This is a genomic window from Bradyrhizobium sp. CAR08, assembly GCF_052871955.1.
In genome coordinates, this window is record NZ_JBIXJX010000046.1 from 1 (window position 1) to 12,132 (window position 12,132).

Annotated in this window: 11 protein-coding genes; 6 read left to right on the top strand and 5 right to left on the bottom strand. The window is 61.7% G+C overall.

Annotated features, from left to right (window positions below; genetic code table 11):
• Positions 1-1,452: 1,452 nt before the first annotated feature.
• The 3 genes from ACIPUD_RS39165 (at position 1,453) to ACIPUD_RS39175 (ending at position 4,259) form a co-directional block, all read left to right on the top strand.
• Complete coding sequence (locus tag ACIPUD_RS39165; RefSeq protein ID WP_446482904.1) at positions 1,453-1,635, top strand: hypothetical protein; 183 nt, start codon at positions 1,453-1,455, stop codon at positions 1,633-1,635.
• A 945-nt stretch (positions 1,636-2,580) separates the two neighbouring features.
• Positions 2,581-3,345 carry a histidine phosphatase family protein gene (locus ACIPUD_RS39170; RefSeq protein ID WP_446482905.1) on the top strand — a complete coding sequence of 255 codons (765 nt, stop codon included), beginning with the start codon at positions 2,581-2,583 and terminating at the stop codon, positions 3,343-3,345.
• Positions 3,342-4,259 carry an NAD(P)H-hydrate dehydratase gene (locus ACIPUD_RS39175; protein WP_446482906.1) on the top strand — a complete coding sequence of 306 codons (918 nt, stop codon included), beginning with the start codon at positions 3,342-3,344 and terminating at the stop codon, positions 4,257-4,259. Before ACIPUD_RS39170 ends, ACIPUD_RS39175 begins: the two co-directional genes overlap by 4 nt.
• 335 nt (positions 4,260-4,594) lie before the next feature.
• Here the strand turns inward: ACIPUD_RS39175 and ACIPUD_RS39180 are convergent, their stop codons facing one another.
• The 3 genes from ACIPUD_RS39180 to ACIPUD_RS39190 form a co-directional block, all read right to left on the bottom strand.
• Positions 4,595-5,785, bottom strand: a complete 1,191-nt coding sequence (locus ACIPUD_RS39180; protein ID WP_446482907.1) for a cytochrome P450 — start codon at positions 5,783-5,785, stop codon at positions 4,595-4,597.
• 292 nt (positions 5,786-6,077) lie between these two features.
• Positions 6,078-7,265: an extracellular catalytic domain type 1 short-chain-length polyhydroxyalkanoate depolymerase gene (locus ACIPUD_RS39185; RefSeq protein WP_446482908.1), complete on the bottom strand. Its 1,188-nt coding sequence runs from the start codon at positions 7,263-7,265 to the stop codon at positions 6,078-6,080.
• A 4-nt stretch (positions 7,266-7,269) separates the two neighbouring features.
• Positions 7,270-7,689 (bottom strand): CopG family transcriptional regulator, encoded by a 420-nt coding sequence (locus tag ACIPUD_RS39190; RefSeq protein ID WP_446482909.1) that lies wholly within the window; start codon positions 7,687-7,689, stop codon positions 7,270-7,272.
• 247 nt (positions 7,690-7,936) lie between these two features.
• Between ACIPUD_RS39190 and ACIPUD_RS39195 the strand changes: the two genes are divergently transcribed.
• Complete coding sequence (locus ACIPUD_RS39195; RefSeq protein ID WP_446482910.1) at positions 7,937-8,119, top strand: hypothetical protein; 183 nt, start codon at positions 7,937-7,939, stop codon at positions 8,117-8,119.
• Positions 8,120-8,129: 10 nt separating this feature from the next.
• On the opposite strand, the gene ACIPUD_RS39200 is transcribed toward ACIPUD_RS39195, so the two are convergent.
• Together ACIPUD_RS39200 and ACIPUD_RS39205 are read right to left on the bottom strand one after the other, a co-directional pair.
• Complete coding sequence (locus tag ACIPUD_RS39200; protein WP_446482911.1) at positions 8,130-8,339, bottom strand: hypothetical protein; 210 nt, start codon at positions 8,337-8,339, stop codon at positions 8,130-8,132.
• Positions 8,340-8,688: 349 nt separating this feature from the next.
• A complete protein-coding gene (locus tag ACIPUD_RS39205; protein WP_446482912.1) occupies positions 8,689-9,234 on the bottom strand; it encodes a hypothetical protein in 546 nt (181 codons plus the stop codon).
• A gap of 424 nt (positions 9,235-9,658) precedes the next feature.
• Here ACIPUD_RS39205 and ACIPUD_RS39210 point away from each other — a divergent pair, with 424 nt between their 5' ends.
• Positions 9,659-11,341, top strand: coding sequence for a helix-hairpin-helix domain-containing protein (locus ACIPUD_RS39210; RefSeq protein ID WP_446482913.1), 1,683 nt, complete (start codon positions 9,659-9,661; stop codon positions 11,339-11,341).
• A complete protein-coding gene (locus ACIPUD_RS39215) occupies positions 11,341-11,904 on the top strand; it encodes an MOSC domain-containing protein (RefSeq protein WP_446482914.1) in 564 nt (187 codons plus the stop codon). The genes ACIPUD_RS39210 and ACIPUD_RS39215 overlap by 1 nt, the downstream gene beginning before the upstream one ends.
• Positions 11,905-12,132 lie beyond the last annotated feature (228 nt).

A 12,132-nucleotide genomic window follows, 5' to 3' on the forward strand; every position in this document is an offset into this window, starting at 1 on the left:
GGTCATGGGGATGCTCCTGTCTTGGGTGAAGGTTGCGAACCCCTCATCTCAAGACAGGACGCCTCGTTGCGCTATCCTCTCAGCCGCGCTGCCGGCCGTCGTGCCTACCGCGCGAGCGGTTTAGTCCAATGGCCCGTTTGAGACATGCAGGCCCAGTCTTACGATGTCTGCTCATGTGGTTAGAGTGGAAGCGCGCGGCCCAAGGCCAACCCGACGCTTTTGACCCCAACCGGAAATTGCCTTCGAGGGTGCGTCCTCGTCTCTGAGCGGTCCGCTTGGCCCGCCGTTCATGTCCACTGTTTAAGGTCGAACCGAAAGCGGTGAACCTTACCGTTCCGAGCCGTGGAACCAATTCCAAGCCGGACAGTAAGCTAAGCGGAGACGCACCGGCCGAACCATTGAGGTCGAGGGTGGCGGGGACCGAGATGCTATAGCGCGGACTGCGTCCGCCAAATCCGTCGACACGCGAGCCAAGTGGAGGATTAGAAATGTTGCAAGGAATACGAAAACATGCGTTCGGCGCAGCAGCAGCTGCTGCTTTTTTTGTAATTCCAATCTCGGCCTTTTCCCAATCAGTTGAGATTGGACCGGGAGGCGTTCGGATGCGAGGTGAATGCGAGCAATTGCGGCAAGCGTGCGAAAACAAGGACGCGCTGGGTGAGCGGGGCGAAGGAAATTGCCGGAGATACCGGGAGACCTGCCAACGGCCAGTTCGGAGGGATGCGTGCGCCGAATTGCGACAAGCCTGCCTCAACAAGGACGAATTGGGCGAACGAGGTGAAGGAAATTGCCGGAGATATCGCCAGACTTGCAGAGGGCGCTTGTAAAAGGCCCTCATGGTCAGTTGCGGAGTGATCCGCCATCGCTCCGCACCGGAAGGCTTCCTCAATCGGCCGCTTCGTTCTTATCGGGACTAGCCCTGCGACGGTCGACGCTACAAGCACATAGCATCGCGTAATGGCATAGCTGAATTGATAGAGCTGCGCTGCGAAGAAAGCGGCTATCCGTTGCGAACGGAGCAACAGTAACCCAGCCCTGAACCTAAACGCCAGCGGGGCGTCAGCCTCTGCTGGAGGATTGCAGTTTCCAGTTCCGGCGTAGCGCCACTGAGCATTATTCGGCTCGGTGGCGTTTTCGTCTAGTGGCTCCCACCGTTCATCGCAGCCTCTCATTTGAGCTACAGGAAATTCCCCCCGTTGGCCTCGCGGCCGTGGGAGCGGTGCTGCGACAGTCCGTTCAAAGAGTAGACGGAAGTCAGGAGGCGAACGCTAGAACCCGTTCGCCGCCGCGCTGTCGCGGTCAGCTTGTTTTTGCCGAACAATCGCCAAGCCTTCGCTGCACACAATAAATTTGTTGCTCCCGACTTGCGTTCCCAACCTTTCGCAAAACGAACGATTCTCATCGCGACCGGCGCTTTGGCCGGTGGCTACGGCGAAAAACGAGAGTCGATTTGTGAAGGACAAGCTGGTGGAGCACTGGGGAGTGCCCGACTGCTTTGCGCTGCTGCACCAGGTCGGAGCCGTACCGCCCGCCTCCAAAGCCATGATTTGTCTTGAACAGAGAGCCATCAAGCTGAAGCAGTTGAGAGGTAGCGAGTTCCGCTGTTGTGAAGGGTTTCGGATGCCGGCCCTATGACGGTGTTGCCGCGCACACGGGGCCGGCGTCCGAAAGCCTCCAAAGGAGGAAACCGCGCTGGGGGGACGTAGGACGTCGCGTCAAACAACCTTCAGACGATCAGGACGATCGCCTATGGGGATTTGATGTTTGGCGGCACCTGTACTTTCAATGGCTTGGCTATAGCAAAAATACCACACCACACAATCTAATCGTGAGCTCCTCGATATTCGAAGGCCATGAGGCTAACCGATCTCTGGTGGCTGGAAAGCCCCCAGAGCTATCAGAGCCGAAACTGTTTCGATCTGCTCGTCAAGAGCATCACCGCATTTGTAACTCTGCTTACGTCGAGATTCCGACTCGTCCAACTAGCGCGACGTTGCACACAATCGCGATCGAGGGTTCGAGTTGGCTCTTGTGCAATGGTTGGTGCTCCGCCACGCCTTCCAGATCAGCACGTCCTCAATCATCGAATCATCGTCAGCTACGGGCTAATTGCCCCGCTCGTCACGATGAGCTGTCGCCTATTGCTTCGCCGTGTCGCCAGCCGCGGCGTTCTACCGCGCGAGCGGTTTAGTCCCTTGGCCCATCTCGGACCTCTCGACGGCGCCGATGATGTCCGTTCCCGGCGCTCAAGCGGAAGTAAGGAGCCGCGAAGTAAGGAGCCGCGCAGGGCCGCTCGTTACGAACTCGGCCTTAGCTATTTTGGTGGCCGTGTTCCCGCATAAGAGCGCAGCGGCGCCGTCGCTGCATGGGTGGTCGCCCCCTTTGGCGAAGGCGAGATCAGGCCAGCGCCAGAGCTAGTGCGAACGGCACGCGGGTGAGCGAGCCGGATCACGCCACCAGAAAATCAAAGCCTGCTCTGCGATGGCCCTGTCCCGCTGCGCGAGCCACCAATAGAGTTCCTGCTCCACATTTCCAGGAACCAGCGTTTGGGAGTTCCGTTAGGTCGCAGAGACCGAGGGAGTGATTTTGCAGCGCTGGCCGACAAAGCTATGGATCGTCCGTCACGGAGAGAGCGCAGGTAATGTGGCCCGTGACACAGCGCATGCCGCGGGCGAGGCCTGGATCAAAATCGAAGCCCGCGACGTCGACGTACCTCTAAGCGAACTTGGCGAACGGCAGGCGGACGCTTTGGGCCGCTGGTTCGCATCCTTGCCGTCGGAGGGGCGGCCCAACGTCATCCTGAGTTCGCCCTACCTTCGGGCCAAAAACACCGCCGATGTGATCCAAGGCCGGGGAGGGATCGCGCCAGATTTCGTGCATCTCGTCATAGATGAACGGCTGCGAGAAAAGGAGTTCGGAATCCTAGATAGATTGACACGGCTCGGCATCGAACAGCGCCACCCCGACCTGGCGGAAGCGCGCGGACGGGTCGGAAAGTTCTACTTCAGACCTCCGGCCGGCGAAAGCTGGTGCGACGTCATCCTGAGGCTCAGGAGCGTCCTCGACAGCATCAGCCTGCACTACAGCGGAAAGCGCGTGCTGATCGTGGCCCATCAAGTCGTTGTCCTCTGCATGCGGTACCTGTTGGAAAACCTGGACGAAGCTCGAATATTGTCGATCGATTCCGAGGGGGACGTCGCGAACTGCGCCGTGACGGAATACGACTCGGTGATGACCGAAAGTCCGCAGGGGCTGGTCCTGAAGAGATACAATTTCGTTGCGCCCTTGAAGCGCGAGGGCGCCCCCGTCACGACCGCGCCGGATGAGAACGTGGCTGCCCGATGAGCGAAGTGAAGATCGACGCCGCCTATCTTTCGGCGAATCCGCTCCCAGACCACGATGGAAGCGGGGACAAGCATTCCCGTGGGCGGGTGCTGATCATCGCGGGAAGCGTCGAAGTGCCAGGTGCGGCGCTCTTGGCGGGGCTAGGCGCTCTCCGGTCCGGAGCAGGAGTTCTTCAGATAGCGACCTGCGAATCTAATGCCTGCCATCTCGGGATGGCCATGCCTGAGGCGAGAATTATCGGCTGCCGCGAGACCTGCACCGGCGAGATCGATCCGTCGAATTCGGTCCGCTTGGTCGATCTCGCAAAGGAAGCCGATGCGGTCCTGATGGGTCCCGGCCTCATCGACGAGGCACCCATCGCGGAATTGCGAGCCGAACTCATCGGCGGTGCCACCAGGCCGGCTTTCGTGCTTGATGCTTCCGCCTTCACGTCCCTCAGGACTTCGCACGGAGTTGCCGCGCCGCCCGGAAGGACCACGATCGTAACGCCTCATTCGGGAGAGATGGCGACGTTTCTGCGGATGGACAAGAAGGAAATCGATACTGATCCTATCGCTGCGGCGCTATCCGCGGCGCGCATGCTCGATGCCGTCGTCGCCATGAAGGGAGGGCGCACACACGTCGTTTCGCCCGAAGGAGAAGAACTCTGCTTCGAGCAAGGTCCTATTGCTCTCGGCACGTCCGGATCGGGAGACGTTTTGGCTGGAATCATCGCTGGCTTGGCTGCCCGCGGCGCCCCGCCCTTAGTGGCGACGGCGTGGGGCGTCTATCTTCACGGCGAAGCCGGACGCAGGTGGGTGAAGCGTAACGGACAACTCGGACTGCTCGCACGGGAGATCCCGGCTGATATTCCACGGCTAATGCAGTCTGTCGGCGGGCTTTCCGTTCAGAGTCCGGGGGGTGGCGATCTATAAGCGAGTAAAGCTCCAGACAGCCTCCTGAGCTTTGGTGATGGCCTCCAGCCCTTGCCCCGGCGCTGCCGTCGCGCTTCAGGAGACCGCGATTTTCCTGGATCGATTGCGACGTATGCCGAACGTCCGGCTATTCCGGGCGGCGACGAAATTAGAGTCCGCTGATCTCGAGCTTCGAGCTGCGCGAGCCCCAGTATCGGCACCTAGCGGTCCCGCGAGTTAGCTTGGGAGCCTGCCCGGGAGCCTTCTATCTCTTTTCGGACAAACCGGCGAAGTGCCCAACCAAGAGCTTTGTCCGCTTTATCTGTGTCGAATACAGCTGCAGGCCGGCTGGGAGGCTACTGCAGCAGAACCGGCAGATTGAGCGGGCCGCGGAAACCGAATCCGTGCCAACGCACACTCACTGGATCAGGCAAGGTCATTTTTGGAAAGCGCTCGAACAGCAGCGGTAGGAGGATGTCCCCCACAGTTCGCCGCGAGAGGTGCGCGCCCGCGCAATGATGCGGGCCATTCCCAAATGCTTGGTGAGGGTTAGGTTCGCGAAGGGCGTTATAGTTCTCACCGTCTTGGAAGACGTCCTCGTCCCGGTTGGCAGAGGCCTGGATTGTCATGACGGTGTCGCCCTTTGGGATGAAGTAGTCGCGAATTTCCGTGTCCTCCGTTACAAGCCGTGAACTGGCCTGGATCGGCGCCACCCATCGGATTCCTTCCTCGAAGGCTGCGCGCCATTTGCCCTCTGCCCGCACGGCCTCGAGCTGATCAGGGTTGGTTAAAAGACCGTAAAGCACTGTCAGCAGGGCGTCCCGCGGCTCATTGATGCCGCCGCCAATTGCGATTTTCACGTTGGCGATCATCTGGCTTTCCGGAATCGGATTCTTTGCATTCACCATGAAGGAGAGGGCGGAGGAGTCTGGCTCGGCTCGCACCCGCTCGGCATTAGCCCGGATGCATCTATCCATCTCCGCGTTGGCGATGTCGGTTGCTTGGAAAGGGCCGGGTGTCCAGCCGAAATTGCCGGCACCGTCAATCAGCATCTGCGACCACCGCTGCATGTCCTCATCGCTCGCATCCGGAACGCCCATTGCATGCGCCAGCATCCGTGCAGCAAGGGGCCCCGCGAGCGCTGGAAACAGATCAACAACCTCGCCGCGCGGCAAACGGTCGAGATACCCCTCCGCGAGGTCCGCATATAGCGCCGCCCAGACAGATTCAATTGTCTTCGGCATCAAGGCGGGCATCATCGCCATGCGTTCGCTCCGGTGCTCCTCGTGGTCCTTCCGCATTAGCGTATGCGCAAGAAAGGCGCGCTTCATGGGCGTGTTCGGATCATTGGAGCTGAACAAGGTTGGATTGTCTTTGACGTACTTAGTGTCAGCGGCCTTGGTGAGAAACGTGCGGCCCACTGACTTGACCCGCAACACGGGCGCTTGGCGCCTCAAGCGCTTGTAGATTGGATAGGGATCGCGAACGAGGTCCGCGATGGTGATCGTCTCGTCCATGGGGCTCGATCGGTCTGTCACGTAGGTCATCCGTCGTCCACTCCCTAGTATGAGCCGAGGCAAGCGCAATGGGCTAAACTATCATCAGCGCGGATTAGTTCACGGACAACGTCGTCTGCTGGGTCTCGCCAAGCGGTACGACGCCAAGGGAGGCCCTTGGGGCGATCTGGAGCAACTGACGGCGGCTGCCGGCCCCGGGCACCCGCCGCCGGCTTCCATCTTCTCCGGACCGGGCGACGCCTGACTAGACCTCCCACCGGTCGCGCTCCGTCGCGTTCAGTCAAATCGGATCAGGGATTGTGAATTCAGGCCGCGCCCTATCTCAGCTTGCGAGCGAATGCTCCAGGAAGAAACGCAGCATCTCCCTGGTCGCGTCCGGCCCGCGCGGATCCGTGTAGGACCCGGCAGGACTGCCTCCCGACCAGGCATGGGCGGCCCCGTGGACGCTCCAGTGCTCGGACATGTCCAAGCCATCTGCATCGGCGAGGATGGTGCGGGTATACGCGTGCCCATCCGGTACTCGCCCGCGAAGAATCTTCGTCCTCAGGCTCGCATCTTCGCCCGGCCCACGGAGAATTCGCTCAGCATTGCTCGGATGCACCGTGGTATCGTGATCGCCATGGAAGACGATGGTGGGCACCGACGCGCCAGCCGTCCCGATCGGTCCAGCGCTGCCCTGCCGCATAGCGGCGAGTGCGGACGGAAGGTCGCTGGCAGCCCCGCAGGCCAACCCGGAGTGAACGCCGACGGCGGCGTATAGGTCGGGATACGTCGCACCCATGATGGCCGCGGCGGCCCCGCCGGCCGACAGGCCTGCGACGTAGACGCGCTTGGGATCGATAGGATGCTCCCGCATGATCTGGCGGGTAATGCCGGCGATCAGCAAAGGCTCCCCGCCATCCCGCCGCTGGTCCCCCGTGCGAAACCAGTTCCAGCATTTCGCATGGTTGGCTCCGCGTGGCTGCTCCGGATAGACAACGAAGCAATTCCGCTCTTCCGCCAGAAAATTCATCCGGGTGCCGACGGCGAAATCGTCCGGTGACTGGGTGCAGCCATGAAGCATGACGATGAGGGGACGCGGTCCTCCATCAGTGCGGCTGGGGATGAACAGCTTGTAGGTCCGGCTTCCCGCCGCGTTGGTGAAGGTGGCAGCGACGAACCTTGTGCCGTCCGGTGCAATATCCGCCTTGGACAGTGGAGCGCGCCCGACTGGACCTGGCATGCCGAAACCGGAAAGATCTTTCATGCCGCCGAAGGGCGGGGGGCCTTTGTGTCGTGTGGCAGGCGTGGCTTGCGTGGACGGCCCGCTCCCCCTCTCCTCGACGACATTGGCCTTCAGTTCGAGTATCGCCGGCTCGAGTCTCGCACGCTCGACAGGCGCAGCATTTCCCCTTGTCGCTGCGGGGCCGGCGTCGCCACGCAGCATTCGCTGCAGCAGTGCAGTGGCTTCGACCAATTGGCCGGCACGTGTGAGGCGAGTCGCTTCGCGAACCATGTCTGGATTCAGCATCGTTTCACCTCGTTCGGTCGGCGAGAGCGGCCTTGACCGCAGGAGTGGCATGAAGGGCACCGAGCACCGAAACCGAGGCGATTGTGGCGCGGGCCAGCTCGGGCGTGACGTCTTGATCGATGGTCGCCAGGCCGAGAACGTTGATGTGCAGCATCTCCCCGGCGCGTCGCGCTCGTTCGAGGTCGACGCGGGCATAATTACGAAGCCCCAAGTCCAGACTTTTGCGGGCCGTCGACTGCTTGACGACGTCTGCGTGCCGCTCGAGCTGGTTGCGGATTGCGGTCCGAATGAAATCGGTGCGGTTCGAATAAAACCCTTCCTGCACCATGAGATCGACCTGGCCGAGATCGACATAGCCCAGATTGATCGTGATCTTCTCCGTGTCGGGAGACCGGGGTCGCAATTCGCGTACATTTTCGGCCATGGTACATCCATTTTCCACCATCCAATGGGATGGTGATGGGAGGTTAAATGGATGTTTGCAGCACCATTTCAAGGCTAGGAGGCAAAATGTTGCTCCCCTGCTGCGGCGCCCTACGCGATCCGATGTGATCTGCTGCCCCTCCGCAACTTCCCGAACGACGGACGGCTTCGTCTGGCTAAGTACATTTCCCTGAACAACCCCGGAGTGGTTCGGGCGTGCTATTGTCGTCGCTACAGGAGCAACACATATGTCCACTTCCAAGAAGCCGTTGGACTCCGATGATTTTCCGGTGACCGCCGAAGGACAGAAGATCAAGAAGCAGGACGGCGAGCCCATCGCCACTACTAAGGATCCTGAAATCGCTGCCGACTTCGCCGAGCGCATCAACGACGACGAAGCCCGCCGGGAGGAGGACAAGTGGTCGGCCTGAGCGCCTTTTCTCAGCCGTGCAGCACGGTATCGATCGACTTCAGCAATTGCTGGCGTTCCGGGCCACCGGCGCCGCTACGCAGGCATTCGCCGATATCCGTGTAGGAGACCTGGCCGCCTGAGCTGATGTTTGGCTGGTGCTTCACGACGGGATATTCGTTCGTGGATTTCGCGCGCCCACACGTCACCCTTGATGCCGTCGTAAAGACCCGCTCGGTCATGCCGACCAATCCAACGGGCGCTAATCAGTTTCAGATTGGCCTAAGGCAGGTCCGAGGATCTGTGTCGGTTACTCGCTCGCAACGAGCGGGGCGCGCTGTCGCAGCGCCCTGGGCCTGCTACTTCTGCCCGGACGGCGACTGGGCGTTCGAGTTGTTCGGGTTGTTGGCACTCTGCTTGTTGGCCGGTCGCAGCCGCCGGGCCATCTAGCCACCGTGAATGGAATTCCGCGGGTTATGGAGGCTGACCCTTTGTGTAGACGCCTTAATGCACCCGAACCGGCCTAGGGCCTCGTCGCTGCCGCGCCGGACGCCGAAGGTTCTGCGGCCCATCACCTCTGTCGTCCAAACTTTAGCAATTTTTGCATATCTTTTTCACGGTCTGGTCGACTTTGCTGTTCTCCTGATCGATCTTGGCGTCACTATCGTGTTGATCAGTGGTCGTCGGCCGACCGATGCCGCCCGCGGCGGCCCCTTGGTTATTGGCAGCAGGCGTTCCGGATGAAGCTGCGGTTCCGGCAGCATTGGTGCGGGGGCTTGCGGCATTCGTGCTGTTTCCATTGGCCGCTCCCTGATTAAGCCCGGATTGAGGAGTAGGAGTACCATTGGCGATACCGGTTATCGCATTGGTGGTGCCGGTGGTTGGATTGGTATTTGCGTTCGGGGCAGTGGCCGACGGGCTTGCCGTCCCGCCCGAGTTCGCGGCGCCTGCGCCTCCTGTACCGGACGGAGATGCTGCAGTCGAACCCCCTGCACCTGCAGACGACGACGCACCGCCAGCGCTTCCACCGGCAGATCCGCCGGCACCACCGCCGCCGCCTCCGCCACCCCCACCTTGCGCAAATGCTGCACAAGGGATGACGAGAGCTAAGACAACTGCAATGCCAAAGCGTTTCATTGCGCGACTCCTTTAGCGAAGAAGCCACGCTGCTGCGTTTCGTTCCTAGGCGTTGGGTCGAGCCGATGCTTTGGGGCGCCCTTCCAGCAGGGCCAGGCCAGTAACCGAACCATAGGGGAGACCGAGCGTTATCGACATTATGTCAGACGCTTTCGACTACTTTCGGGCTTACGCTGTCCGAGCTCTATGCAAGGCCCGATCCATGCCGCACGGCAGGATGAAGCATCTGCAGCTGCTGGCCGGGCGGATCTATAATCTTCTCAAGAAAGAGGCCGCTTACGGCCCGAATGCGCAGCACCTTGAAGACTTCCGGGCAGCCCAGAGGCTGGAGAGGTCTCTCGACCGTCCGCCTGGCCAAGGCTCGGGCGCTGGGACTTGCTTTAGTCCGCCGAGGTCGCAGGACGCGGGACGGGAGGCTTGTTGAATGCCTTCCCTCGACACCCGTGGTGTAGCAAACCTGCTGCGGGAATATGCGCAGCGCACCGTTTTGCGCGGCGGCAACCCCTACCGGGCAAAAGCCTATTCCCGGGCCGCCGACAGCCTGGCAGCCCTTGCCGTCCCTCTGCATGTGCTGATCGCTGAAGACCGGCTCAAGGAAATCCCCGGCGTCGGCGAGGCGATCGCTGACATTATCGCCAAGCTTCACAAGACGGGCTCTCATCCGACCCTGGAAAAGCTCCGGAAGGAGATACCCGAGGGCGTGCTCGAGATGCTTTCTGTGCCCGGTCTCCGCCCCGAGAAGGTGCTGCGGCTTTACAAGGATCTCGGTATCACCTCGCTCGCCGAGTTGGAGGCCGCCGCCAAGGACGATCGCATCAAGAAGGCCAAGGGACTGGGCGCCGCGCTGCAGACCAAGATCCTCCAGAACCTGGCCATCGCGAAAAGCGGAGAAGGTCGGCTCCCCCTGCACCGTGCCGCCGTCCTGCTGGCACATGCCAAGGATTCGATCAGAAAGTCCCAGCCCGAGCTCAAGCGCGTCACGATCGCCGGCGACTTCCGTCGCGGCTGCGAACTCGTCGGCGATCTCACCATCGTTGCGGAAGCACCGGAGGCCGCCAAGGAACCGAAGCCGTCGGCGGCGGACGGACTGCAAATCCGCTTGTCCGACCGCAATCGCTTCGGCGCCTCCCTTCTTTTCGGCACCGGCTCAGCCGCTCACATCGAGAGGCTCCAGGCTTTGGCCGCGGAGAAAGGAATGCGGCTGGAGAGCGACGGGCTGCACAAGGGTCGCACCCTGATCGCCGGCGACGAGGCCCAGATCTATAGTGCCCTCGGCCTGCCGTTCATCGATCCTGAACTCCGTGAGGGCCGCGGCGAGGTCGAGCTGGCGCTGAAGGGCAAGTTGCCGAAGCTCGTCACTGACAAGGACCTGCGCGGAATCCTTCACTGCCACACCGATGCCTCCGACGGCACGGAGACCTTGGAGACGATGGCCAAGGCGACGCGCCAGCGCGGCTTCGAGTATTTCGGGGTCGCCGACCACTCCAAGTCCGCGCACTACGCCGGCGGTCTCTCGGAGGAAGAGATCGCGCAGCAGCACCGGGACGCGGACCGGTTGAACAAGCGCTTCGGCAAGGATTTCCGGATCCTGAAAGGCATCGAGTCCGACATTCTGGCCGACGGCTCGCTGGACTATGCAGACGACGTGCTGCAGCGCTTCGACTTTGTGGTCGCGAGCATCCACGGCCATTTCAAACTCGACCGCAAGGCGCAGACGCAGCGCCTGCTTCGGGCCATCTCCGATCCTCACACCACCATCATCGGCCACATGACCGGGCGCCAGCTGCAGCGGCGACCAGGCTACGAGATCGATGTCGACAAGGTGCTGCGCGCCTGTGCCAAGCATGACGTCGTGGTGGAGATCAACGCCCATCCATGGCGCCTCGACCTGGATTGGCGCTGGCACCAGGCCGCCCTTGAGTTCGGCTGCTTGATGAGCATCAATCCGGACGCGCACTCGATCCCCGAGCTCGACCACATGCACTGGGGCGTCGAGATGGCTCGGAAGGGCGGTGTCCCCGCCGACCGGGTCCTGAACGCGATGGCTCTTCCGGAGATCACGCGCTACCTCCGCCAGAAGCGGCGCTCGTTCGCCCGGGCGGCCTGATGCAGCAAGGGCACGGCTTCTCGCTGGAGGGCACCGTGGTCGCAGTTGCCGCCGATCGCGATCACCACTTCAGCAAACCGCCGCAGGACCGGATCATGCTGGTGGAAGGCCATGGCGTCGAAGGCGACGCCCACGCTGGCGCGTTCGTCAAGCACCGGTATCTCGCCCGTCGGCAGCCGCGCCTACCCAATCTCCGGCAGGTGCACCTCATCCCGACCGAGCTCTTTGCATCCCTTTCCGATGCCCGCTTCCAGGTCGCAGCGGGGGACCTGGGCGAGAATATCACCACTGCCGGTCTGGACCTTGAGCGGATGCCTCTCCGGACGCTCATCGAGCTTGGACCAACGGCGATCGTGGAGCTGACCGGCCTCCGGACGCCTTGCGCTCTGATCGACCGCTTCCAGCCCGGCCTTAAGCAACAGGTGCTCTCGTCGGCGGAAACGGGCCCTCCGTTCAAATCTGGGGTGCTGGGCGTGGTACGGGCCGGCGGGATGGTCGCGGCTGGTGATACCGCGCGGGCTCGCCCTCCGTCCTCCTCGTTTCGGCCTCTGCCGGCCGTGTAGAAAGATGTCAATCGGCGTTCGACTGGGACCCCCTATCGGCATCCAAAAGGGGCTCTGACGCATATTCGATGATCGTGATTGTGTTTATGGCGCGCCAATCAGCCTAGCCTGAAGGAGATCGAGCTTAGCGCGCCCGTACATTTGCCGTTTGACCAGCTTGAGCTTGGTGATCTGAGCTTCCACTTGGCCATTGGACCATGGTTGCGTGATAGCCGCGTGCACCGCGCC

Coding starts and splice junctions, on each gene's coding strand:
- ACIPUD_RS39175 (WP_446482906.1), top strand. CDS start 3,342: ATGAGCGAAGTGAAGATCGACGCCGCCTATCTTTCGGCGAATCCGCTC.
- ACIPUD_RS39180 (WP_446482907.1), bottom strand. CDS start 5,785: ATGACCTACGTGACAGACCGATCGAGCCCCATGGACGAGACGATCACC.
- ACIPUD_RS39185 (WP_446482908.1), bottom strand. CDS start 7,265: ATGCTGAATCCAGACATGGTTCGCGAAGCGACTCGCCTCACACGTGCC.
- ACIPUD_RS39190 (WP_446482909.1), bottom strand. CDS start 7,689: ATGGCCGAAAATGTACGCGAATTGCGACCCCGGTCTCCCGACACGGAG.
- ACIPUD_RS39195 (WP_446482910.1), top strand. CDS start 7,937: ATGTCCACTTCCAAGAAGCCGTTGGACTCCGATGATTTTCCGGTGACC.
- ACIPUD_RS39200 (WP_446482911.1), bottom strand. CDS start 8,339: ATGACCGAGCGGGTCTTTACGACGGCATCAAGGGTGACGTGTGGGCGC.
- ACIPUD_RS39205 (WP_446482912.1), bottom strand. CDS start 9,234: ATGAAACGCTTTGGCATTGCAGTTGTCTTAGCTCTCGTCATCCCTTGT.
- ACIPUD_RS39210 (WP_446482913.1), top strand. CDS start 9,659: ATGCCTTCCCTCGACACCCGTGGTGTAGCAAACCTGCTGCGGGAATAT.
- ACIPUD_RS39215 (WP_446482914.1), top strand. CDS start 11,341: ATGCAGCAAGGGCACGGCTTCTCGCTGGAGGGCACCGTGGTCGCAGTT.